24 protein-coding genes, 1 other RNA gene and 8 pseudogenes are annotated in these 21,515 nt (G+C 42.9%); 18 read left to right on the top strand and 15 right to left on the bottom strand.

From position 1 onward, the window contains the following. The first annotated feature begins 272 nt into the window (after nt 1-272). A complete protein-coding gene (locus NMK50_RS08250; RefSeq protein ID WP_254770059.1) occupies nt 273-602 on the top strand; it encodes a hypothetical protein in 330 nt (109 codons plus the stop codon). 1,658 nt (nt 603-2,260) lie between these two features. On the opposite strand, the gene NMK50_RS08245 is transcribed toward NMK50_RS08250, so the two are convergent. The 9 genes and pseudogenes from NMK50_RS08245 to ykgO all read right to left on the bottom strand — a co-directional run bounded on the left by NMK50_RS08245 (nt 2,261) and on the right by ykgO (nt 7,151). Further along, nucleotides 2,261-3,082 carry a TIGR00282 family metallophosphoesterase gene (locus NMK50_RS08245; protein ID WP_254771224.1) on the bottom strand — a complete coding sequence of 274 codons (822 nt, stop codon included), beginning with the start codon at nt 3,080-3,082 and terminating at the stop codon, nt 2,261-2,263. Between the two features lie 18 nt (nt 3,083-3,100). After that, nucleotides 3,101-3,721 (bottom strand): 5-formyltetrahydrofolate cyclo-ligase, encoded by a 621-nt coding sequence (locus tag NMK50_RS08240; RefSeq protein ID WP_254770058.1) that lies wholly within the window; start codon nt 3,719-3,721, stop codon nt 3,101-3,103. Nucleotides 3,722-3,895: 174 nt separating this feature from the next. After that, nucleotides 3,896-4,055, bottom strand: a non-coding RNA gene (ssrS, locus tag NMK50_RS08235) — 6S RNA. Between the two features lie 623 nt (nt 4,056-4,678). Continuing rightward, nucleotides 4,679-4,877: pseudogene (locus NMK50_RS08230) on the bottom strand (hypothetical protein); the annotation flags it as partial. 158 nt (nt 4,878-5,035) lie between these two features. Next, nucleotides 5,036-5,234 (bottom strand): annotated as a pseudogene (locus tag NMK50_RS08225) (hypothetical protein); the annotation flags it as partial. A gap of 159 nt (nt 5,235-5,393) precedes the next feature. Beyond that, nucleotides 5,394-5,558: a hypothetical protein gene (locus NMK50_RS08220; RefSeq protein WP_254771254.1), complete on the bottom strand. Its 165-nt coding sequence runs from the start codon at nt 5,556-5,558 to the stop codon at nt 5,394-5,396. A gap of 203 nt (nt 5,559-5,761) precedes the next feature. Continuing rightward, nucleotides 5,762-5,960 (bottom strand): annotated as a pseudogene (locus NMK50_RS08215) (hypothetical protein); the annotation flags it as partial. Nucleotides 5,961-6,119: 159 nt separating this feature from the next. After that, nucleotides 6,120-6,908, bottom strand: coding sequence for a tetratricopeptide repeat protein (locus tag NMK50_RS08210; protein WP_254770057.1), 789 nt, complete (start codon nt 6,906-6,908; stop codon nt 6,120-6,122). A gap of 117 nt (nt 6,909-7,025) precedes the next feature. Continuing rightward, a complete protein-coding gene (gene ykgO / locus NMK50_RS08205) occupies nt 7,026-7,151 on the bottom strand; it encodes a type B 50S ribosomal protein L36 (protein WP_220717794.1) in 126 nt (41 codons plus the stop codon). Between the two features lie 473 nt (nt 7,152-7,624). On the opposite strand from ykgO, the gene NMK50_RS08200 reads away from it, so the two are divergent. The 6 genes from NMK50_RS08200 (at nt 7,625) to NMK50_RS08175 (ending at nt 8,741) form a co-directional block, all read left to right on the top strand. Then, nucleotides 7,625-7,786 carry a hypothetical protein gene (locus tag NMK50_RS08200; protein ID WP_254770054.1) on the top strand — a complete coding sequence of 54 codons (162 nt, stop codon included), beginning with the start codon at nt 7,625-7,627 and terminating at the stop codon, nt 7,784-7,786. Then, nucleotides 7,779-7,964, top strand: a complete 186-nt coding sequence (locus NMK50_RS08195) for a hypothetical protein (protein ID WP_254770055.1) — start codon at nt 7,779-7,781, stop codon at nt 7,962-7,964. Before NMK50_RS08200 ends, NMK50_RS08195 begins: the two co-directional genes overlap by 8 nt. A gap of 24 nt (nt 7,965-7,988) precedes the next feature. After that, on the top strand, nt 7,989-8,150 hold the full coding sequence (locus tag NMK50_RS08190; RefSeq protein ID WP_254770056.1) for a hypothetical protein: 162 nt from the start codon (nt 7,989-7,991) through the stop codon (nt 8,148-8,150). Continuing rightward, nucleotides 8,143-8,328, top strand: coding sequence for a hypothetical protein (locus tag NMK50_RS08185; protein ID WP_254770055.1), 186 nt, complete (start codon nt 8,143-8,145; stop codon nt 8,326-8,328). Before NMK50_RS08190 ends, NMK50_RS08185 begins: the two co-directional genes overlap by 8 nt. Before the next feature lie 24 nt (nt 8,329-8,352). After that, nucleotides 8,353-8,514, top strand: a complete 162-nt coding sequence (locus tag NMK50_RS08180; RefSeq protein WP_254770054.1) for a hypothetical protein — start codon at nt 8,353-8,355, stop codon at nt 8,512-8,514. 68 nt (nt 8,515-8,582) lie between these two features. After that, nucleotides 8,583-8,741 (top strand): hypothetical protein, encoded by a 159-nt coding sequence (locus NMK50_RS08175; protein WP_254770053.1) that lies wholly within the window; start codon nt 8,583-8,585, stop codon nt 8,739-8,741. 246 nt (nt 8,742-8,987) lie between these two features. Here NMK50_RS08175 and NMK50_RS08170 read toward each other — a convergent pair whose 3' ends face one another. Then, a complete protein-coding gene (locus NMK50_RS08170) occupies nt 8,988-10,016 on the bottom strand; it encodes a 5-(carboxyamino)imidazole ribonucleotide synthase (protein WP_254771223.1) in 1,029 nt (342 codons plus the stop codon). 31 nt (nt 10,017-10,047) lie between these two features. On the opposite strand from NMK50_RS08170, the gene NMK50_RS08165 reads away from it, so the two are divergent. Continuing rightward, the gene (locus NMK50_RS08165) at nt 10,048-11,034 is read left to right on the top strand and encodes a hypothetical protein (RefSeq protein WP_254770052.1); all 987 of its coding nucleotides are present in this window, start codon (nt 10,048-10,050) and stop codon (nt 11,032-11,034) included. Nucleotides 11,035-11,049: 15 nt separating this feature from the next. On the opposite strand, the gene purE is transcribed toward NMK50_RS08165, so the two are convergent. Both purE and NMK50_RS08155 read right to left on the bottom strand, forming a co-directional pair. Then, nucleotides 11,050-11,547, bottom strand: coding sequence for a 5-(carboxyamino)imidazole ribonucleotide mutase (gene purE, locus NMK50_RS08160; protein WP_254770051.1), 498 nt, complete (start codon nt 11,545-11,547; stop codon nt 11,050-11,052). A 594-nt stretch (nt 11,548-12,141) separates the two neighbouring features. Next, nucleotides 12,142-12,795 (bottom strand): hypothetical protein, encoded by a 654-nt coding sequence (locus NMK50_RS08155; RefSeq protein WP_254770050.1) that lies wholly within the window; start codon nt 12,793-12,795, stop codon nt 12,142-12,144. A gap of 387 nt (nt 12,796-13,182) precedes the next feature. Here NMK50_RS08155 and NMK50_RS08150 point away from each other — a divergent pair, with 387 nt between their 5' ends. The 9 genes and pseudogenes from NMK50_RS08150 to yacG (NMK50_RS08110) all read left to right on the top strand — a co-directional run. Then, nucleotides 13,183-13,335 carry a DUF5993 family protein gene (locus tag NMK50_RS08150; RefSeq protein ID WP_254770049.1) on the top strand — a complete coding sequence of 51 codons (153 nt, stop codon included), beginning with the start codon at nt 13,183-13,185 and terminating at the stop codon, nt 13,333-13,335. Between the two features lie 10 nt (nt 13,336-13,345). Further along, complete coding sequence (locus NMK50_RS08145; RefSeq protein WP_254770048.1) at nt 13,346-13,924, top strand: disulfide bond formation protein B; 579 nt, start codon at nt 13,346-13,348, stop codon at nt 13,922-13,924. Nucleotides 13,925-15,859: 1,935 nt separating this feature from the next. Then, nucleotides 15,860-16,078, top strand: a complete 219-nt coding sequence (infA, locus tag NMK50_RS08140; protein WP_254770047.1) for a translation initiation factor IF-1 — start codon at nt 15,860-15,862, stop codon at nt 16,076-16,078. A gap of 194 nt (nt 16,079-16,272) precedes the next feature. Beyond that, nucleotides 16,273-16,995 (top strand): Maf family nucleotide pyrophosphatase, encoded by a 723-nt coding sequence (locus tag NMK50_RS08135; RefSeq protein ID WP_254770046.1) that lies wholly within the window; start codon nt 16,273-16,275, stop codon nt 16,993-16,995. A 90-nt stretch (nt 16,996-17,085) separates the two neighbouring features. Further along, entirely contained in the window at nt 17,086-17,322 is a 237-nt protein-coding gene (yacG, locus tag NMK50_RS08130; protein WP_254770045.1) for a DNA gyrase inhibitor YacG, read from the top strand. 68 nt (nt 17,323-17,390) lie between these two features. After that, nucleotides 17,391-17,567 (top strand): annotated as a pseudogene (gene yacG, locus NMK50_RS08125) (DNA gyrase inhibitor YacG); the annotation flags it as partial. 38 nt (nt 17,568-17,605) lie between these two features. Continuing rightward, nucleotides 17,606-17,812 carry a DNA gyrase inhibitor YacG gene (gene yacG / locus NMK50_RS08120; RefSeq protein ID WP_256481564.1) on the top strand — a complete coding sequence of 69 codons (207 nt, stop codon included), beginning with the start codon at nt 17,606-17,608 and terminating at the stop codon, nt 17,810-17,812. A gap of 68 nt (nt 17,813-17,880) precedes the next feature. After that, a pseudogene (gene yacG / locus NMK50_RS08115) lies at nt 17,881-18,057 on the top strand (DNA gyrase inhibitor YacG); the annotation flags it as partial. An 80-nt stretch (nt 18,058-18,137) separates the two neighbouring features. After that, nucleotides 18,138-18,302, top strand: a pseudogene (yacG, locus tag NMK50_RS08110) (DNA gyrase inhibitor YacG); the annotation flags it as partial. Nucleotides 18,303-19,234: 932 nt separating this feature from the next. Here the strand turns inward: yacG (NMK50_RS08110) and NMK50_RS08105 are convergent. The 3 genes and pseudogenes from NMK50_RS08105 to NMK50_RS08100 form a co-directional block, all read right to left on the bottom strand. Next, nucleotides 19,235-19,542: pseudogene (locus NMK50_RS08105) on the bottom strand (Arm DNA-binding domain-containing protein); the annotation flags it as partial. A 297-nt stretch (nt 19,543-19,839) separates the two neighbouring features. Beyond that, on the bottom strand, nt 19,840-19,962 hold the full coding sequence (locus NMK50_RS10445; RefSeq protein WP_256481373.1) for a hypothetical protein: 123 nt from the start codon (nt 19,960-19,962) through the stop codon (nt 19,840-19,842). 62 nt (nt 19,963-20,024) lie between these two features. Beyond that, entirely contained in the window at nt 20,025-20,456 is a 432-nt protein-coding gene (locus NMK50_RS08100; protein ID WP_254770044.1) for a hypothetical protein, read from the bottom strand. Between the two features lie 715 nt (nt 20,457-21,171). Here NMK50_RS08100 and NMK50_RS08095 point away from each other — a divergent pair. Then, nucleotides 21,172-21,492, top strand: a pseudogene (locus NMK50_RS08095) (helix-turn-helix domain-containing protein). Nucleotides 21,493-21,515 lie beyond the last annotated feature (23 nt).

Raw genomic sequence — 21,515 nt, 5'->3', positions numbered from 1 at the left:
CATCCCCTTGCACGTCACAAGGGGGATTATCATGTGGAGAAAAAAGAGAGAAGAAAGGTGTAAAAGATCGTTTATGAAGTGTCACAATGCCAAAAATGCCGAGGGTTATCGCAACATGGGGGACGGGAAATAGATATGTAAGAGCTCTCTTACCTGGTGTGTGATAAGCTGCAAAATCAAATCGATTGTTTAACGACAGTTTTATAGGCAAAAAATGCACATAGAAGAAAGGCTTCAAAACAGAGGGGAACGTCTCAAAAAAGAGGGCATCCGTGAGGAAGAATTTTTTAACAGAAATACGAAAAAGAATTGAACCAGAAAGGCGCAGGATATTTGCAACAAAGAGCGCAGGTTGTTGGCAAGAAATTGCTGATAAATTCAATCTCTTTTTGCTTTTTTATACCGATATCTCAACAAAGGAAAATGCTTCATCCTGTTGTGATGGGAAAGAGTGTGATGAGGCGAAGCTTTCGCAAAGACAAAGACTTGTTCGTAAAAAATTTTACAAAGCGCAAACCTCAAAAACAGAAGGCAATTTTGTCATTCATTTTTCATGGGCATTTCTTATGGGAATAAAAAATTTTAAAGTTTTCTTTGCTTAAGAAGAAATTTTTGTCTATAAAAACCTCTAGGGAAGAGGTTTTCATGTTTCCCCGCAGAAATATCCCAATGTGGCCTCTTTCTCTTCACTTTAAAAATCATAAAAAATTTTATCATTAACGGAATTTTGTGTGATTCTGGATGCGTTCCGCTCATGCCAATCTTATCGTTGTTGTACTCACGCCTTCTTCATTTGTGTGAGGCAAGTTTTGAGGGGGGGTAGACAATCATATTGCTTAAAAGAGTCCTTAAAAGAGAACCGTTGGAGAGAGAGCTTCAAAGGGGGCAAGGCAAGGTGAGCAAAAGGGATGGGACCGGTGCTCGAAGGGTAAGGCAAGTTTTGAGGGGGGGGGTAGACAATCATATTGCTTAAAAGAGTCCTTAAAAGAGAACCGTTGGAGAGAGAGCTTCAAAGGGGGCAAGGCAAGGTGAGCAAAGGGGATGGGAGCTGTGCTCGAAGGGTAAGGCAAGTTTTGAGGGGGGGGTAGACAATCATATTTCTTAAAAGAGTCTTAAAAGAGAACCGTTGGAGAGAGAGCTTCAAAGGGGGCAAGGCGAAGTGAGCAAAAGGGATGGGAGCTGTGCTCGAAGGGTAAGGCAAGTTTTGAGGGGGGGGGTAGACAATCATATTGCTTAAAAGAGTCCTTAAAAGAGAACCGTTGGAGAGAGAGCTTCAAAGGGGGCAAGGCAAGGTGAGCAAAGGGGATGGGAGCTGTGCTCGAAGGGTAAGGCAAGTTTTGAGGGGGGTAGACAATCATATTTCTTAAAAGAGTCCTTAAAAGAGAACCGTTGGAGAGAGAGCTTCAAAGGGGGCAAGGCGAAGTGAGCAAAAGGGATGGGACCGGTGGTCGAAGGGTAAGGCAAGTTTTGAGGGGGGGGTAGACAATCATATTGCTTAAAAGAGTCTTAAAAGAGGACCGTTGGAGAGAGAGCTTCAAAGGGGGCAAGGCGAAGTGAGCAAAAGGGATGGGACCGGTGGTCGAAGGGTAAGGCAAGTTTTGAGGGGGGGTAGACAATCATATTTCTTAAAAGAGTCTTAAAAGAGGACCGTTGGAGAGAGAGCTTCAAAGGGGGCAAGGCAAGGTGAGCAAAGCGGATGGGACCGGTGGTCGAAGGGTAAGGCAAGTTTTTTGAGGGGGGGTAGACAATCATATTGCTTAAAAGAGTCCTTAAAAGAGAACCGTTGGAGAGAGAGCTTCAAAGGGGGCAAGGCAAGGTGAGCAAAAGGGATGGGACCGGTGCTCGAAGGGTAAGGCAAGTTTTGAGGGGGGGGTAGACAATCATATTGCTTAAAAGAGTCTTAAAAGAGAATCGTTGGAGAGAGAGCTTCAAAGGGGGCAAGGCAAGGTGAGCAAAGGGGATGGGAGCTGTGCTCGAAGGGTAAGGCAAGTTTTGAGGGGGGTAGACAATCATATTGCTTAAAAGAGTCCTTAAAAGAGAACCGTTGGAGAGAGAGCTTCAAAGGGGGCAAGGCAAGGTGAGCAAAAGGGATGGGAGCTGTGCTCGAAGGGTAAGGCAAGTTTTGAGGGGGGGGGTAGACAATCATATTGCTTAAAAGAGTCTTAAAAGAGGACCGTTGGAGAGAGAGCTTCAAAGGGGGCAATAGAAGGCGCGACCAAGGAAGACAAGGACAGGTGGAACGCAGGAGAAATAAAAGACTCTACCAAAAATCTGGAATTTCAGGCTTTAAATGTGGACCTATCCGTACGGCTGAGACCTTTTCCGCTAAACCCGTGCGGTCTGAAAGTTCAACCGCTAAACCGCAAAGTGTGGCAGGACCACGTGCGGGTTCATAACGAGTCTGCTTCTTCTTATAAAGAAAACGGTGTAAGGGCTCTTCCTTATCCATGCCAAGAGATGAGTTATAATCTCCACACATCCCCGCATCCGTTAAATATGCGCTCCCGCCTTCTAAAATTTGCGCATCAGCTGTAGGAATATGCGTATGCGTGCCTACAATAACGCTGACACGGCCATCAAGAAAATGCCCTAGACATTGTTTCTCACTGGTTGTTTCGGCATGAAAGTCAAAAATAATTGCGTCCGTCTGTTCCATCAAAGAACAAGCACATAAAATATTTTCAGCCGCTTCAAAGGGATCAACAACCTTACAGGGCATAAAAACACTCCCTAAAAGATTGGCAACAAGAACACGTGCCCCATTCTTTGCTGTAAAAATACCAGATCCCTTCCCAGGTGTTTCTTTTATAAAATTGGCTGGACGTAAAAAACGATCGCTCTCTTGCGCATATTGTAATGCCTCTTGATACGAAAAAGCGTGATTGCCCGTTGTTACAACGTCAACACCGACCATCAAAAGATCTTGATAGGTCTCTCGACTGATCCCAAAACCGTGAGAGGCATTTTCACCATTTACAACAACAAAATCAACATGCCATCTCTTAATCAGTTGCGGAAGCTGTTCAAAAACAACTTTACAACCCGTCATTCCGACAATGTCACCTAAAAATAAAAAACGCATAGGCGTTTTAATCACATTTTAACGCTTTAAGAAACCCTTTTCTGTACAAATTTCTTGCAAAACAAGATCGTGTTCTTCATGAGGAATGGATTCAACTTCCTGACACGAAAAACCTAAACCAAGTAAATGAATATGATGCCCTTGTTTTTCAAGAGCTGCAATCGCGCGATCATAATATCCCCCTCCATAGCCAAGACGGTGACACTGGTTGTCAAATGCGGAAAGGGGAACAATAACCACATTCGGTACCACAACCGCATTTTCTACACCAGGGCCTAATGTGCCAAAGCGCATCGATTCTAGTGCCATGTTTTTTGAAAATGAACGAAAAACCATGGTCGTTGAATCAAGCACTGCCGGTAAGGCTAAACGTCCACCACGCAATGCAATAGCATCCAATAAAGGGCGTGGGTCACTTTCCGATTTGATCGGCCAATAGCCGGCAAAAATCATACGTGTAAAATCTATGTCCTTTGCTGCAAGGCTTTCAAGAATAGAGGAGCAGGCGCGCTGCGAAAAAACAGCGCGTTCTTGTAGTGTCAGGGCGTCGCGCTTGGATAAACCACTTTTGCGTAACTGTGTGCGAACCTGTGAAGCAGATTCCTGCTCGTTTGTCTCCTCTTGTTCGTTTGTCTCCATTGTGTGTTTATCCCATTGCCTTTAAAAGTCTTTTCTCTTGTAAAGACCTCTTGCCTTATGAACGCCTTTTCCTTATGAAGAAGTGTGTTTGTTGCTGTTGCAATAGAATAAAATCCTGCAAAATGTTTACACGTTTCTTGAAAAGATTACCGTCATATGCTTCCTCTATCAAGAAGGTGATCCGCAACAGCCGGTGGAAAAAATTGATCCCGGGAACCTATTAACTAGGTGGGCGCCATATGAAAAAGCCCACGGGCCTTATCAGGGACGGCTCCCTTGGAGATCACTAAGGTCTCAGGAATGCGCTATTTCCTGTCGAGAAGTGCAGAACACCCATTTTTACTATAAAACAAATTTCCATTTTCAGCTAGAGAGAAAATGATCTCAAGGCCCTTTCTTTACAATTCGACACGATAAAGTATTCGTTGATGAGGATGGTTTATAATGAAGATCTCTTGGATTAGTATATTGATTTATAATGATTATTCATCGTTGTGCCTGTTGTATGAGAGCCTCGAATATCCTCAGATTCTCTCCTTCCAAAACTGCTTTATGTTGAATCAATCAAAACCATCCGTTTGTATATCACAAGTGGGATTATCGTGTGGATAAAAAAACTCTCAACAAAGGCGTAAAAATGCCTTTAAGGAATCGTCTCAATACCAAGGGTTGTCGCAACATTGGGGAACCTTTCTGAGAATTATAACCATCTTGTTTCCATGATAACGCCAAGCTCAAAAAACGCACGGTTCATTGCGTGGCTCATGTTCTGGGGTGGAGGTCGGGTATGGTTAAGATCACGTGTGGTTTGCAAGGGTACGTGTGGTAAGTTGGGTTGCACGTGGATAGGAGCCCATGTTTTTCTGCGCTTTCCTATCAGTGGGGGAGCGCCCAATTAGCAATGTTTTGAAAGGGAAGTGTAAAGGATTTGGCTGAGTTTAAAGAGGGTAGTTTAGCCTAAAGCGCTTGTGGGGTCTGCTCATCTAACAGAACCTCAAGGCGTTCTTGAAGCTTTCGCATTTGTGGATACACTTCAAGTGCTTTTTCATAGACCTTGAGAGCAAGTTTGGGACGTTGCGTTGCTTCCATGATAACGCCAAGTGCAAAAAATGCACGGTTCATTGCGTGGCTCTTGTTCCAGAGCATGGTTAAGATCACGTGTGGTTTGCAAGGGTACGTGTGGTAAGTTGGGTTGCACGTGGATAGGAGCCCATGTTTTTCTGCGCTTTCCTATCAGTGGGGGAGCGCCCAATTGGCAATGTTTTGAAAGGGAAGTGTAAAGGATTTGGCTAAGTTTAAAGAGGGTAGTTTAGCCTAAAGTGCTTGTGGGGTCTGCTCATCTAACAGAACCTCAAGGCGTTCTTGAAGCTTTCGCATTTGTGGATACACTTCAAGTGCTTTTTCATAGACCTTGAGAGCAAGTTTGGGACGTTGCGTTGCTTCCATGATAACGCCAAGTGCAAAAAATGCACGGTTCATTGCGTGGCTCTTGTTCCAGAGCATGGTTAAGATCACGTGTGGTTTGCAAGGGTAAATATCATGGGTTGATCACGTGTGTGGATAGGAGCCCATGTTTTTCTGCGCTTTCCTATCAGTGGGGGAGCGCCCAATTGGCAATGTTTTGAAAGGGAAGTGTAAAGGATTTGGCTAAGTTTAAAGAGGGTAGTTTAGTCTAAAGTGCTTGTGGGGTCTGCTCATCTAACAGAACCTCAAGGCGTTCTTGAAGCTTTCGCATTTGTGGATACACTTCAAGTGCTTTTTCATAGACCTTGAGAGCAAGTTTGGGACGTTGCGTTGCTTCCATGATAACGCCAAGTGCAAAAAATGCACGGTTCATTGCGTGGCTCTTGTTCTGGGGTGGAGGTCGGGTATGGTTAAGATCACGTGTGGTTTGCAAGGGTACGTGTGGTAAGTTGGGTTGCACGTGGATAGGAGCCCATGTTTTTCTGCGCTTTCCTATCAGTGGGGGAGCGCCCAATTGGCAATGTTTTGAAAGGGAAGTGTAAAGGATTTGGCTAAGTTTAAAGAGGGTAGTTTAGCCTAAAGTGCTTGTGGGGTCTGCTCATCTAACAGAACCTCAAGGCGTTCTTGAAGCTTTCGCATTTGTGGATACACTTCAAGTGCTTTTTCATAGACCTTGAGAGCAAGTTTGGGACGTTGCGTTGCTTCCATGATAACGCCAAGTGCAAAAAATGCACGGTTCATTGCGTGGCTCTTGTTCCAGAGCATGGTTAAGATCACGTGTGGTTTGCAAGGGTAAATATCATGGGTTGATCACGTGTGTGGATAGGAGCCCATGTTTTTCTGCGCTTTCCTATCAGTGAGGGAGCGCCCAATTGGCAATGTTTTGAAAGGGAAGTGTAAAGGATTTGGCTAAGTTTAAAGAGGGTAGTTTAGTCTAAAGTGCTTGTGGGGTCTGCTCATCTAACAGAACCTCAAGGCGCTCTTGAAGCTTTCGCATTTGTGGATACACTTCAAGTGCTTTTTCGTAGGCCTTGAGAGCAAGTTTGGGACGTTGCGTTGCTTCCATGATAACGCCAAGCTCAAAAAACGCACTGTAATTGCGTGGCTCATGTTCCAGAGCATGGTTAAGATCAAGCATGGCAAGTTTAAAATCACTCAGTTGAATATGAACCCATGCGCGTCTTACCCAAGCTTCAGCATAAGCGGGCTCAAGGGCAAGGACATTGTCAATGTAATCAAGGGCAAGACCATAATCGTCTTCATTGACCGCATTTTCAGCCCATGACATCAAAAGGTCAATCGTTTCACTGCCCGATTGTGACCATAAACGTTGAAGCCGCCCGCTGATCTTCTTCGCTTCTTGAACATTCGCACAAAATTTCAATTCTTTCAGTAAACGTGAGATTTCCCTCTCTTTGCGCTGTTTTGCTCTGTCAACAGGGGAAGAGGTGTTTAAATCAAAATCTTCTAAAAGAATCGCAGATGTGTCAGAGTCAGATGTTGCTGAGGGAGGACTATTGGGGATCAATTCTTCTAACGGCAAAAGCAATTGCGGAGAGGGACGATCTTCAGGAAGGGAAGGAGGATTTTGTCCATATCCAGTGGAAATAAAAAAGAAACTGCTGAAAAAAGCAAAAAGAAAATTTGCAAAACAACGTAAAAAATCACGTTGGAAAATATAACCCCGTAATCGTAAAGCTTTTAAAAAAAGAAAAAAATGCATAAAAAGCTCTCTCACGAGAAAAGCACCACGCAGCAGATTTACAAACCGCAATCATCCAAAAATGACTTTTGAAAGACAAAAAGCTTCCATGCCCGCGAAAAGCAGGCACAAAAACGCTTAACCCTGACGTGCTCTAAAACGCGGATTAACTTTATTGAGGATATAAACACGACCTTTGCGACGCACCAAACGATTGTTACGGTGGCGCTCCTTCAATGCTTTAAGCGAATTTTTAATCTTCATAATACTCACCGTCTAACATTCATGTAACGCAATACCATAATGAACCACTCTCTCGACACTTTACCATTCTTTTGACACTTTAATTGAGTTCCACAAAAAACTGGTTTGCTCAAGTTACTAGCTCAGATTACGGGTCAACTCTCTCAAATGTCCCCCAATAACGAGGTCGTAATTAATATTGTGCCCTCTGTTGTGGTTACACTATAATACCAAGTTATACACTTCTCCATTGTGATCACAAAATGAAAAAGCACCCTCACAGGTACGCATTTACATCCTTGATAAACACAATAAACAAGCGAAAATTGCAAAAAACTACACTCCCCTTTAGCAAAAAGTCTTCTTTTTGTCAAGCACGGATCTCTTATCAATTGCTTGTTGGCTTATGGGGAGAAGAGGTGTTGTTGGCAAGGCAGTTTTGCGGGAGGAGGTCGGTGTGGAAGGCATGAGTTGGGGTTTGCGGGGTGAGGCATTTGGGGGGAGGTTTTTGGTGGGGCGTTTTGAGAGGAGGTGAGGGAGCATGGGTGCGGGGTATCCGTATGTTGGTTGCGGAAGTGTTGGAGAGGAGGTTTGTTGTAAAACAGGGCTGTTCTTTGCAAAGAGGAGATAGGCAAGGTCTGAGAGAAGATGCGTAAACAAAATATGGTGGTGTTGGGTGGAAGCTTTAAGAGCGTTAAGGGGAGGATGAGGAAGGGTGGTGTGTGTGAGAAAGGTGAGGCGTGTGAGAGGGGTAAATTGCTTGTTGGCTTATGGGGAGAAGAGGTGTTGTTGGCAAGGCAGTTTTGCGGGAGGAGGTCGGTGTGGAAGGCATGAGTTGGGGTTTGCGGGGTGAGGCATTTGGGGGGAGGTTTTTGGTGGGGCGTTTTGAGAGGAGGTGAGGGAGCATGGGTGCGGGGTATCCGTATGTTGGTTGCGGAAGTGTTGGAGAGGAGGTTTGTTGTAAAACAGGGCCGTTCTTTGCAAAGAGGAGATAGGCAAGGTCTGAGAGAAGATGCGTAAACAAAATATGGTGGTGTTGGGTGGAAGCTTTAAGAGCGTTAAGGGGAGGATGAGGAAGGGTGGTGTGTGTGAGAAAGGTGAGGCGTGTGAGAGGGGTAAATTGCTTGTTGGCTTATGGGGAGAAGAGGTGTTGTTGGCAAGGCAGTTTTGCGGGAGGAGGTCGGTGTGGAAGGCATGAGTTGGGGTTTGCGGGGTGAGGCATTTGGGGGGAGGTTTTTGGTGGGGCGTTTTGAGAGGAGGTGAGGGAGCATGGGTGCGGGGTATCCGTATGTTGGTTGCGGAAGTGTTGGAGAGGAGGTTTGTTGTAAAACAGGGCTGTTCTTTGCAAAGAGGAGATAGGCAAGGTCTGAGAGAAGATGCGTAAACAAAATATGGTGGTGTTGGGTGGAAGCTTTAAGAGCGTTAAGGGGAGGATGAGGAAGGGTGGTGTGTGTGAGAGGGGGTAAATTGCTTGTTGGCTTATGGGGAGAAGAGGTGTTGTTGGCAAGGCAGTTTTGCGGGAGGAGGTCGGTGTGGAAGGCATGGGACATTTTTAGAGGAGGTGAGGGTGTTGGGATATGGATATGCGTAGGGTATAAGCTTGGAGAGTGAGGGTGAGGAGGGGCGTGAGGAGAGGCGTTGCTCTGTGCGAGAAAAAGTGTTGTGCCGCTTATGAAGGAAAGGTTTTAAGAGATATAAGTTCGTGAGAAAAAGAGCGTGCGTGTGCGCTTGCAAAAGAGGGTGAGACAATGCTGCAAAAATGCTTGTTGGTTTCTTTCTTTGTTCGTTTTCCTGTTTTCTCTCTGTTACCGTGTGTAGAATTTTGCTGAAAAGCGTTTATCAAAATTTGTTGGGTGGTCAAGATTGGCTGGCTGGCCCCGTTAATTGAATCACATGCCCCATTTTGCGGAGGGGCTGAATAGAGCTTTTGCCGTATAAATGCACCGATGTGTGTTCTTGCGTGAGAAAATATTTGATTTCATGGAGATTGTTGCCAAGAAGATTGGTCATTTGACAATTGCTATGCCGGTATGTGCTGCTTAGAGGGAGTCCGCAAATAGCACGGATATGCTGTTCAAACTGTGATGTTACACACGCCTTTTGTGTCCAGTGTCCAGAGTTATGAACACGAGGTGCCAATTCATTGACTAAAAGACTGCCATCTATGAGAACAAAAAATTCAATGCAAAGAACCCCAACATAATCCAGTGCCTCCATCACGGCTACGCTTATTTCTTGGGCTGCATTTTGGACGTTAAGCGGTACGTGCGATGGAACAAATGATTTGTGAAGAATACCGTTTCTGTGCTGATTTTCAGGGCAATCATAAAAAATATGGTCTCCTTGTTTCGTACGTGCCGAGATAACCGAAATTTCCGATAAAAAAGGAATAATTTCTTCTAAAATTAAAGGATGTCCCTGAAATGTTGTAAAGATCTTTTCAAGAGTTTGCTCAGACGGGTGGTCCAGCATCATCTGATTTTTTCCATCGTAACCAAAACGACGTGTCTTTAAAAGACCACGCCCCTTTAATGCGGAAAGCCCTGAAAGAAGAGAAGAGGAATCATCAACTGCATACCATGATGCCGTGCCTATCCCTTGCTTTTGCAAAAATTGCTTCTCGAAAAGTCGATCTTGTGTAATCTCCAAGGCTTTAGAAGAGGGAAAAACACTTTTGGCGTTCTCTACATATTGAACCGTTTGAAGAGAAAGATTTTCAAACTCATAAGTCACAATATCACACAGAGAAATAAAACGATCGAGTGCCGAAGTGTCATCATAGAACGCAACAATATGATCATTCGCTGTTTGTGCCGCTGGGCAATCCTCTTCAGGGCAAAAAACAACCGTTCGAAAACCTAGTTCTGCTGCCGCTATCGCTAACATGCGTGCTAATTGCCCCCCGCCTATAAAACCGATGACCCTGTTTGAAGGCAACGATGGGGATACACTGGTTGTTGCGGGGGAGGGGGGTGTTGTGGCGGATAGGATGGGTGTTGTAGCTGCGGGGGATGGGGGTGTTGTGGCGGATAGGATGGGTGTCGCAGCTGTGGGTGATGGGGGCGTTGTGGCGGATGGGATGGGTGTTGTAGCTGCGGGTGATGGGGGTGTTGTGGCGGATGGGATGGGTGTTGTAGCTGCGGGGGATGGGGGTATTGTGGCGGATGGGATGGGTGTCGCAGCTGCGGGGGATGGGGGCGTTGTGGCGGATGGGATGGGTGTCGCAGCTGCGGGGGATGGGGGTGTTGTGGCGGATAGGATGGGTGTTGTAGCTGCGGGGGATGGGGGTGTTGTGGCGGATGGGATGGGTGTCGTAGCTGCGGGGGATGGGGGCGTTGTGGCGGATGGGATGGGTGTTGTAGCTGCGGGTGATGGGGGTGTTGTAGCTGCGGGTGATGGGGGTGTTGTAGCTGCGGGTGATGGGGGTGTTGTGGCGGATGGGATGGGTGTTGTAGCTGCGGGTGATGGGGGTGTTGTGGCGGATGGGATGGGTGTCGCAGCTGCGGGGGATGGGGGCGTTGTGGCGGATGGGATGGGTGTCGCAGCTGCGGGGGATGGGGGCGTTGTGGCGGATGGGATGGGTGTCGCAGCTGCGGGGGATGGGGGTGTTGTGGCGGATGGGATGGGTGTCGCAGCTGCGGGTGATGGGGGTGTTGTGGCGGATGGGATGGGTGTCGCAGCTGCGGGGGATGGGGGCGTTGTGGCGGATGGGATGGGTGTTGTAGCTGCGGGTGATGGGGGTGTTGTGGCGGATGGGATGGGTGTTGTAGCTGCGGGGGATGGGGGTGTTGTGGCGGATGGGATGGGTGTCGTAGCTGCGGGGGATGGGGGCGTTGTGGCGGATGGGATGGGTGTCGCAGCTGCGGGTGATGGGGGTGTTGTGGCGGATGGGGAGGGGGTGTGAGAGGATTGTGTCATTTTAAACCTCAGTTATTGGAACGTGTGCAACACTAGCTGTTTGTTGTTGACGCCAATCTTGTAACCGTTGTGCGAGTTTGTCATCGTAAACGGCCATAACCGCTGCGGCTAAAAGTGCTGCGTTAATAGCGCCTGCTTTGCCAATCGCTAAGGTGCCAACTGGAACACCTGCTGGCATTTGCACAATTGAAAGCAACGAATCTTGACCAGACAAAGAGTGTGAATGGACTGGAACTCCAAAAACAGGAAGAGGTGTAAGCGCTGCTAACATACCAGGAAGATGCGCTGAACCTCCTGCGCCTGCGAGCAAAATTTTAAAACCTGCTGCTTTTGCTTCTTTTGCAAATTGGTAAAGCCGTTCAGGGGTACGGTGTGCCGAGACAATCTGCGAAATATGTGAAATATCAAGACAGGTCAAAATATCTGCGCTATGACGCATCGTTTGCCAATCCGATTGGCTCCCCATTAAAATCGCTACATCATATGTTTTTTTTGTCATTTGCGATCCTCTATCGAACTTCATCTTCTCTTTGAAGTGTTCAACTGCACTTTTTTCCCTTCTCTTTTTAAGTGTTTTAAACACTCTTTGCAAAGCCAATTGATAACAGAACAACAGTTTTTTTATGTGCCTTAGAAGCGGATACAGACTTCATAAAGGGTGTTTGATAAAATGGTGGTATATCTTCTCTGCTATGTGTTGTGGACAATGTTATTCACAGAATAATTTTTACAAAAACAACCCTTTGCAAAAAAGAGGGCTTGGCTATAAGAAAAGAGAGCTTGGCTGTAAAAAACAAAGCAAAAAACTAAAGGGAAACATCAATCGCGTTTGTTTACTGCCAAAAATGGCAGTGATTGGCTCTCGTCATTGAGAGGGCAAATGTTTTTGTGCTGCGCTCTTTGTGCTATTTCCTGTATCACGCGATGTTAAAAAATCTTCAGTGAAAGTGAAAATATCCCTTACCTCCTTATAAAAACAGATGGTTTTAGAATTAAACGGTGTTCCATTTGCTTTGGTTCAATAATCATGTGGATAAAAGAAAAGCTCTCCTTTTTTAGCTTGCGGTTTATGATCACGGAAATAAAGGCGTTTTCAAATGCCTTGTCTGTAATGCCTTGTCTGTAATGCCTTGTCTGTAATGCCTTGTCTGTAATGCCTTGTCTGTAATGCCTTGTCTGTAATGCCTTGTCTGTAATGCCTTGTCTGTAATGCCTTGTCTGTAATGCCTTGTCTGTAATGCCTTGTCTGTAATGCCTTGTCTGTAATGCCTTGTCTGTAATGCCTTGTCTGTAATGCCTTGTCTGTAATGCCTTGTCTGTAATGCCTTGTCTGTAATGCCTTGTCTGTAATGCCTTGTCTGTAATGCCTTGTCTGTAATGCCTTGTCTGTAATGCCTTGTCTGTAATGCCTTGTCTGTAATGCCTTGTCTGTAATGCCTTGTCTGTAATGCCTTGTCTGTAATGCCTTGTCTGTAATGCCTTGTCTGTAATGCCTTGTCTGTAATGCCTTGTCTGTAATGCCTTGTCTGTAATGCCTTGTCTGTAATGCCTTGTCTGTAATGCCTTGTCTGTAATGCCTTGTCTGTAATGCCTTGTCTGTAATGCCTTGTCTGTAATGCCTTGTCTGTAATGCCTTGTCTGTAATGCCTTGTCTGTAATGCCTTGTCTGTAATGCCTTGTCTGTAATGCCTTGTCTGTAATGCCTTGTCTGACCAAGAAAAAAACGTTTGTAAGAGAGTAATGACAAATATTCCTTCTTCAAAAAAGAAAATTTTATGGTAAAAATGTGTTTATAAATGAAAGGATTCTCTGGTAAAAAAGACTGTAAAAAAAATCTAAAATAAACACTTTTAAGAACAACATGTTTATGAAAACCTGCCAATGATTTTTTGTTGTTAAGAGACTTAAGCGCAATAAAGAGGCACTTTATTCTTCTGCCTTAAACAGAGCTCTCTTAGCAAATAGTCTTGTTGATATTCGTTTTTCGTACTCTACATAATCCAATTGCTTTCTATACTCTGATTAAAGACAAGAAAAGAGTATGATCAATTGTGTATAATAAACGCATGGTCTCTTTTTTGCCCAATTTGGCAATATCTTATCCAGCAACCAATAGAAAGGAGATTTTGAAGCCATGTTTTTTCCATTTTTAATCGCTTTAGGGGCCGCAGTAACAACTGTTTGTGGAAAGAAAAACATCAGTTATGCCTTGTGGGCTATTTTGTTAGTTGTCATTCTTCTCACTTTTAATCACCACGCAACCTCTACTTTAAACTTGTCTTTTTGAGAGAATAATCATGCAAAATGTTGAAGAAAAAAATCCTCATTTCATTATATTTATGAATACATTAGGCCTTATCGGTTTATCCATTGTTTTGGTGGTAGCTTTTTATTATCAACTGGTAAAGTTCGAGTTGCCTTGTCCTCTTTGTCTTCTTCAACGTGTTGGTTTGATGCTGGCAGGGTGTGGATTTCTACTCAACATCCATCATAAGGTGAAACATACACATTATGGAATGGTGATTCTCGGATGTATGGTAACGAGTATCGTGGCTGTCCGGCAAGTGCTATTGCATATCACACCAGATGATCTGGGATATGGTTCAACATTCTTTGGATTGCACTTTTATACCTGGGCCCTCATTATCTCACTTCTTTGTATTCTGGCTGTATCTGTCGTCATGATTTTAGGTGAATTGGCACACAAAATTAAAATGTTCTCTCCTTTGCCAATTTTGAGCCAAACAGCAAGCTTCTTATTTATATTTTTGATTGCTGCAAACTTGATTTCTACCATACTTGAATGTGGTGGTGGGCAATGTGCTGATGATCCCGTAAGATACGAGTTGTTGTCAAGTTGGTCCTCTTCCTCTTAAAGCTTGTCGTACATTTTTTTTCATATATGTTTAACGTTTAGTAAAGAGACGGTCGTGTTGAGAGTGCCGTCTCTTTTTTTTGCAAAACAATCAAGGGGAAATTGGATGGCGATTCTTCAGTTTTGCTACCGAGATGCCCTTTCTTTTCTTTGCGCAATGCGTGCATTTCGTAAAATCTTTGCGTGGAACGGAAGGTTTTTTCTTGCTCTTTTTTTAATTTTGTGCCACTAGAGGTTGTAGTTTAACTTCGTTTTAGTACCTTAAAAACAGCCGTATTGTTCTAGAGGCACAGGGTTTTGTAAAAAATTGCAGAATCTTTTTGTAAGGGTCCGTTTTTATGAGCGGGCCTCTTTTTGTTCTTCTTGTTCTTGCTTTTTTTCATTTGTTTCAAGGGAGGGCGTTGATACGTTCACGCGTGGTTTAGTTTATACGCCATCATATGGCTTAAACGTGCTTATAAGATAAGTCATATAACGTAGAATGCGTAATATAACCCTTTGTTGTTTCACTTTCCGGTTGTGACTTCATGGGAAAGTATGTCTTTGCAAGTAGGACAAATATTTTAAAAGTGCTTCTTTAGAAGAAGAAAAGTCTTTCTTTAGCTGTTTGATATTTATTAAATGGAATGGCTCATTTAGGAGAAGAGGATTTGATCGTCTTTCATAAAAGCGCTTTTTTCCCTTGAAGAAGAGGGTTAAACCAATGTTTTTTATCTGTTTGTCTCTGTCGACTTTGTTATGCATTGTGATGCGTTGATTGGTGAAAAGGAGCAAAAAAGTGAAAACTTGAAAGATTCAAAAACAAAAATTGAGAGATGCTTTTCTTTAAAGAGGCATGAGAATGTGAAAGAGTTATTTAAAGTATCGTCATTTGAGGGTGCGTTTTTAAAATTCAATACTTCTGTAAAGGCGTAAAAAAGTAAAAGTGTAGAAACGTGAAAACGTGGAAATGCAAAAGCGCAAGAGGGAAAGGAGAGCGGTTTTGTAGAGTGTGTTTTGGGCGATGGTATGGAATAGGAGGGAGTACGCGGGGGCGTATAACACATGTTCAAGTGCCTTTTTTAAAGGGATTTTTTACAAGCTGTAATACTTCTGTAAAGGTGTAAAGAAGTAAAAATGTAAAAGTGTAGAAACGTGAAAACGTGGAAATGCAAAAGCGCAAGAGGAAAAGGAGAGCGGTTTTGTAGAGTGTGTTTTGGGCGATGGCATGGAATAGGAGGACGTACGCGGGGACGTATAACATACATGGAGATATTATGCAGATGATATGATGGGAGAGAAGTTGTCAGAAGATAGAAAGGTGCAAATGGATCAATAAAAGGGGACTGTAAAAAGTTGAACGAGGGTGAATTGAAAACAAGCTAGAGAGGCGGGGGTGCAGAAGAGACCGAGTATATCGCGTAAAAGATGCGGTCAAAGAAATGTGAAAGAATATCTTCAGTTGCCTTTATGGGCGTGCTCAAAAGGTTATGTCAACATGGCGGTGTAAAACGTTTGAAAAACACGAGAAAAAATATAAATTGCTGTTTGCTTTTTAAATTTTGCTCAACAAGGGGGCTTTTCACAAGGTTTAAAACGCTCTTTAGTGAATTTAAAATATGAGCGTGATCTTCCAAATTTCATTTTTGCTCAATAAGAAAATGAAATCAACCCCATCAATTTTCATAAAAATGCTGATTGGAAAGCTTATACAAAAGATTATTGTGGTTATTGTTATTTTGTTGTGATCATTGTTTTTAAAGGATTGCACAACTCGAGAGAGAAACTGGCTTTCATTTTGCCAATTGCTAAAATAACGGACAATACACTAATCCCAAAGGAAAAACCTTCCCTTTTGTGTTGAATTTTTGTTCACAAACCCAACAAAATAAGGTATGAACGCTGAAAAATATCGCATAATTAAAGAATATGTACATTGTAAAGGAAATAATTGTTTATGTCAAAAGAAGAAGTTTTAGAATTTTCTGGTATCGTAACGGAACTCTTACCGAATGCGATGTTTCGTGTGAAACTGGAAAATAATCATGAAATTATTGCTCATACCGCAGGAAGAATGCGAAAAAATCGTATTCGTGTGTTAGCAGGTGATAAAATCATGGTGGAAATGACCCCTTATGATTTGACAAAAGGGCGTATTATATATCGCTATAAGTAAGCTGGAGATGGCTCTTGTTTGCTGTAAAAGCAGTGTTCTTGTTCGTTTCTAAAACTCCTTTGTGTTTCTTCAAAAAGTGAAAATCAGAAAAGGCAATAAATTAAAGTATTCTTAAAGAATGCGTGAAACCATTGAAGCATATGAATGAAGCCAAAAAATTGGGAGATGGCTGATAATGATCCTTGAGGGGCAAAATGCAAAATTTAAAGGAAACCTTCTTAGGAAAAGTCCGTCTTAAAAAAAAGCATGCTCAAGAAACGCAGTTGGTGCTCGCTTCTGCTTCACCACGTCGCTTGGCGCTGTTGGCACAAATTGGTCTTGATCCGCATTATGTGCACGCAACAAATATCGATGAAACACCAAAATTAAGAGAACATCCTGCAAATCTGGCCAAACGTTTGGCTAGGGAAAAAGCGCTTAAAGCCCAAAAAACACTGCTCTGGGGGAGCAAAAATAGTAAAGTCAATTTATCAGCAGAAAAAAAAGCAGAGTTGTTAGCGGAAAAAACAGTGATTTTAGCCGCTGATACCGTGGTTGCTGTGGGAAACGTTATTTTCCCTAAACCAGAAAATGAGGACGAGGCCTATGAATGTTTGCGCTTCCTTTCTGGACGATCCCACAAGGTTTATGGCGGCATTTGTGCGCTCAATGACAGCGGGAAAATCGTTGTGAAATTGGTCGAAAGTCGGGTTCGTTTTAAACGGTTAACGGCCCCCGTGATGAGAGCTTATCTGGCTTCTGGTGAATGGCAAGGAAAGGCTGGAGGGTACGCTATTCAAGGAAAAGCCGGTGCGTTTGTCGTCAATATCATTGGCTCTTATTCGAATGTGGTCGGATTACCATTGGCTGAAACAATGGATCTGTTGTTGGCTTATCGTTTTCCACTTCTGGAAAATTGGCTTGGAGAACATTACTAGAGCCATGCATGCAAGGTCAAAGCCAAGAGAACCCTCTCAAAACCAACAAAACGCAGAGTGGAAAAATGAAAAAAAGAAAACTGTAAAAAAATGAAGCAAAAGGTCCAAACAAACAATAAAGATACAGACAAATTGAAAAGAAACAACTTAAAAAAAACAGCATCTGCAATTCGTCCTGCGCATCCTTGTCCAATTTGTGGGCAAATGGCACAACAAAATGCCTATCCATTCTGTTCAACACGATGTCAAGCTATTGATCTTAATCGATGGCTTTCGGGGGCTTATATCCTGCCTCCTCCACCGCAAATGAGCGATGAAGAAGAATAAAAAGAGCAAGGTATTTCAAAATATTGAAAATATGATTTATCTGTAGGTAGAGGCTTAAACAGAAAGGAGAACGTCACGCTTCTCCTTATCGTCCTGCGCATCCCTGTCCAATTTGTGGGCAAATGGCACAACAAAATGCCTATCCATTCTGTTCAACACGATGTCAAGCTATTGATCTTAATCGATGGCTTTCGGGGGCTTATATCCTGCCTCCTCCACCGCAAATGAGCGATGAAGAAGAATAAAAAGAGCAAGGTATTTCAAAATATTGAAAATATGATTTATCTGTAGACAGAGGCTTAAACAGAAAGGAGAACGTCACGCTTCTCCTTATCGTCCTGCGCATCCCTGTCCAATTTGTGGGCAAATGGCACAACAAAATGCCTATCCATTCTGTTCAACACGATGTCGAGCTATTGATCTTAATCGATGGCTTTCGGGGGCTTATATCCTGCCTCCTCCACCGCAAATGAGCGATGAAGAAGAATAAAAAGAGCAAGGTATTTCAAAATATTGAAAATATGATTTATCTGTAGGTAGAGGCTTAAACAGAAAGGAGAACGTCACGCTTCTCCTTATCGTCCTGCGCATCCCTGTCCAATTTGTGGGCAAATGGCACAACAAAATGCCTATCCATTCTGTTCAACACGATGTCAAGCTATTGATCTTAATCGATGGCTTTCGGGGGCTTATATCCTGCCTCCTCCACCGCAAATGAGCGATGAAGAAGAATAAAAAGAGCAAGGTATTTCAAAATATTGAAAATATGATTTATCTGTAGACAGAGGCTTAAACAGAAAGGAGAAGTGTGACGTTCTCCTTATCGTCCTGCGCATCCCTGTCCAATTTGTGGGCAAATGGCACAACAAAATGCCTATCCATTCTGTTCAACACGATGTCAAGCTATTGATCTTAATCGATGGCTTTCGGGGGCTTATATCCTGCCTCCTCCACCGCAAATGAGCGATGAAGAAGAATAAAAAGAGCAAGGTATTTCAAAATATTGAAAATATGATTTATCTGTAGACAGAGGCTTAAACAGAAAGGAGAACGTCACGCTTCTCCTTAAAGAGATGTGCGGGCTGAGAAAATTTTAAAGTATTCGCCAATATGGGTATTGAGGGATTTTCACTTTTGAAAAACTCTTTCATGTCTGTTCTTTGATGCTTAAAGACAATTCTCTTTTTTGTTTGAAAAAAAGCAGAGGTTTGAAGCTGGAGGGAAGAGTGAGGCGTTGGAAAAAACAAAGGCTTTTTTAAAATGAAGGCGTTCTTTTTTCCAGAATAAAAATCAGAACTAAAAAATAATCAGAAAACGGAGAAAATAATGGTGAAGAGGCAAAAAACGATCTCTCACGCTCGTTAAACTATCCCTCATGCTCGTTTTTTAATAAAGGTGAGGGATTTTTTCTTGATAAAAGAAAGGGGTTAATTTCTTTTCATAATCTTCCAAGTTTTCCCATCAGACATAGACATGATCTTTTGGTTTGTGGTTATTTTTCGGATGCTATGGTGGGTATGAATTGAGGAGCTCAAGTTTGCTATATTATCCACAAAGATTGATTTCCACATAAAGAGGACAGGGGGGAAAGATATTGGGTGACCAAGCACCATTTTTAAAACGAATGATGATAAGCTCCTCTTTTTTCAATCTATCCGAAAGAGTTTATGCTGAAAGATCTTTTCCGTTGGTATGGTGAGCCTTCGTGCACCTAGTGAGGCTCATCCACCAAGGTCGCTTATACTATTCATGCACATATCGCACTGACAGAGTATTTGGACAACGTAAGAATCTTGACAGGTGCTTCTCGCCGAGGCATCTATGAGCGATTGGTATTTATAATCAGCTATAGGACTGAAAAAGGTAGGACTTTGTGGTCTTAATACATAACAAGAAGTAAGATGCCTTTTCCAATATCTTTTAAGTAATGCAGATTACGCATTGCCTCACGTTTTTGTTTGTCACGTTCTTTAATGGGATCACGCCCCTCATGCAAAACAGGACGCCACCCAGTTGCCAATTCACGGGCTTGTTTTAAAGAGACATTTCTTAAAGCACCCAAGCTCATTTCACGACGCCGCCCGTGAATGGTATAGCGGTAAAGCCATTGAGCATCCCCCATCTTTACACTTATGAAGGAGCAAGCCGGCACCATCATATTATTTACCGACCCCCAATGTTGCAACAGCTCTTGGTGTTGAGACGATTCATAAGAGGCATTTTTGTTCCTTTCTAAACGGTTTTCACCCCACATACCAACCCCGCTTATGACGTGCAAGTAGGTGACTTTAATTGATTGAATATAAGAGGATTTGAGATGAGAGAATCTTACAATATTCGGGGGTCTCATTCAACAGGCAAAACAGTAAATTATCTTTATAAATCAATGTTTTTTCCAATGAGAATGGTCTTCAACAAAACTTGAAGATTTATGGAGTTTGCCAAATGATTCTGGAACTTCAATAACACCAACTGTCGTTGCTTTATTGGTTATAAGATCAATGATTATTCCTGTAATCAGATTTCCCTTCTTGGAAACATCTCATTGATAGCGATGTCCAAACCTCCAACCTCTTCAGTAACGGACAGACAGACATCATTGCCAACACCGCCACCGTCCTCAAGCACCCACGTCACCATCACGGCGCTCCCCAAATATCTCACCACCATGGCACACCATCTCACACCCAGCCAGAGCCGTTTCATGAACCTTCGTCAAGCGCCGCATTTTTTACAACCACGGGCACAATCCTAACATGAGAAAGAGCGCATTTTTTCCATGGAAACTCAATTTCACAGCGGACTCCTGAGCCCTGATGGGTGAAATGTTTACATTTATCACTCTTCCAGCCCGTTGCATTGCAAATAGAAAAGTGAACGGTGCGGGTGCCTCTGTTGAATAAACCAATATAGCCATTCTTTCCGTTTTGAAACTGAAATTGGTTGCCCCAAAAATAGATGGAGTGAGAATCTCCCGCATAGGTTATTTGCTGAAAGAAAGAGAGACGATCAAAAAGCATCTTGTCAGGCCATATGTGTTCTATCGTAGCTATTCTATTGGAAAAAAGCGCATAGCTTGGTTGACTGATGAGAGCAAATAGAAATATTAAAAGCACGGTTTGTATACGCAGCATATTTAGCCTCTTTGGAGGCTAGTAAAGTCATGAAAGTGTATAAACATATCTTTGGTATTTGTTAAGACACAAAATGATAAATACCTTATTTATATGTTAAAGGATATGGTGTGAAACGTTGTTTTTAAATGGAGCAATACATTGATTTATAACAATAATTTATCATTTTGCCTATTGAGGGAGAGATACGAATATTCTCAGATTCTCTCCTTTCAAATCTGCTTCTGTTGAATCAAGAAAAACCATTCCTTGCACACCACAAGTGGGGTTGGCGTGTGGATAAAAAGCGGGGTTGAAGTGTGGATAAAAGAGAGAAGAAAGGGATAAAAATGCCTCTTAATAAATCGTCTAAAGACTAAGGGCTGTTGCAACATTGGGAACAGGTAAAGCGTAGATAGTGCCGGCTTTCACCTTCATAAGTAAAAAATTATTATTCTTGTCAATTCTCTGAAATTACTTTATGAGTGAATGGATATTTTGATCGTAGACGCAACGATCAACAGGGAATGAAAGACCCAAAACTTGAGACATGTATTTATCCGCTTCACGGATATCCCAGTGTTCTGGGAGTTTTTGTTATGTCCAGGTGCCACAAGCACTAAAAGCAAAAGGCTGACTGAGCTCAGTGCTTTCAAGCTCCCGGAATACCAATGCGAGGGCGCTCGCAACCGGAGGGGGGCTTTTAAAGTGCAAAAAAAATCCGCATTTTATCGACATGTTGATAGGTAAAAGAATCCGCCATAGACGCATTTCAATGGGGCTTTCTCAAAAGGAATGAGGAAACCATTTAGGTGTCAGTTTCCAACAAATCCAAAAATACGAAAAAGGCTTCAATCGTGTAAGCGCAGGATGTTTACTAGAAATCGCTCAAAAATGAGAAGTTTCCATGAGTTTTTTTTATGCCGATATTGTAACAAAAGAAGATATTGCGACAAAAGAAAATACTTCATACCATAATCAAGAAACCTACAGCGAAACAGAACAGGCTCTTGTAAAAAACTTTAGAGAGCTCAAAGCGAAAAAACAAACAGTATAACAGAGTAAGAAATATTTTAATTT

It is taken from the genome of Bartonella harrusi (genome assembly GCF_024297065.1).
Lineage (GTDB): Bacteria > Pseudomonadota > Alphaproteobacteria > Rhizobiales > Rhizobiaceae > Bartonella > Bartonella harrusi.
This window is presented reverse-complemented; position numbering and strand designations above follow the sequence as displayed.